This is a genomic window from Dermabacter hominis NBRC 106157, assembly GCF_001570785.1.
GTDB classification, from domain to species: domain Bacteria; phylum Actinomycetota; class Actinomycetes; order Actinomycetales; family Dermabacteraceae; genus Dermabacter; species Dermabacter hominis.
Map to the genome: position 1 here is coordinate 1 of NZ_BCSI01000028.1, position 555 is coordinate 555.

The following is a 555-nucleotide window of genomic DNA, read 5'->3' on the forward strand; positions in this document are numbered from 1 at the left end:
GAGCGGATGACGGGACTCGAACCCGCGACCCTCACCTTGGCAAGGTGATGCTCTACCAACTGAGCCACATCCGCATTTTTGGTCGATCTCTCGAACCAACGAATAGATACATTACGTCAGGATCGCGTTCCGCGCAAAGTAGGCCGCCCGCTTTTGACTCAAATCACCTCGAGCAGCTTTGCGAGCGTGCCGACTCGCCCCTCAGGGGCGATTTTCCAGCCATAGAGCTTCATGCCGCAGCGCGAGGAGCTTCAAGGCGCAGCGCGAGCCGCGAGCGAGCGCCGCACTTGCGAGCCTCACCACAAAAGACCGTCACGAACCCCGCGACAATTTGGGGCCGCGCGCCGGTGGTGTATTGTTGTCTAGTCGCAAAGAGCGAACAGGCGAGTTCCCGCCGGCTCTTATGCGGGCGATTGGCGTAGTGGTAGCGCGCTTCCTTCACACGGAAGAGGTCACTGGTTCGATCCCAGTATCGCCCACGCGGATGTGGCTCAGTTGGTAGAGCATCACCTTGCCAAGGTGAGGGTCGCGGGTTCGAGTCCCGTCATCCGCTCC

At 60.5% G+C, this 555-nt stretch carries 3 tRNA genes; 2 read left to right on the top strand and 1 reads right to left on the bottom strand.

From position 1 onward, the window contains the following. Position 1 precedes the first annotated feature (1 nt). Positions 2-74 (bottom strand) — tRNA-Gly (locus DEHOM01_RS09610). A 333-nt stretch (positions 75-407) separates the two neighbouring features. On the opposite strand from DEHOM01_RS09610, the gene DEHOM01_RS09615 reads away from it, so the two are divergent. Further along, a tRNA-Val gene (locus DEHOM01_RS09615) sits at positions 408-479 on the top strand. A gap of 1 nt (position 480) precedes the next feature. After that, positions 481-553, top strand: a tRNA-Gly gene (locus DEHOM01_RS09620). Positions 554-555 lie beyond the last annotated feature (2 nt).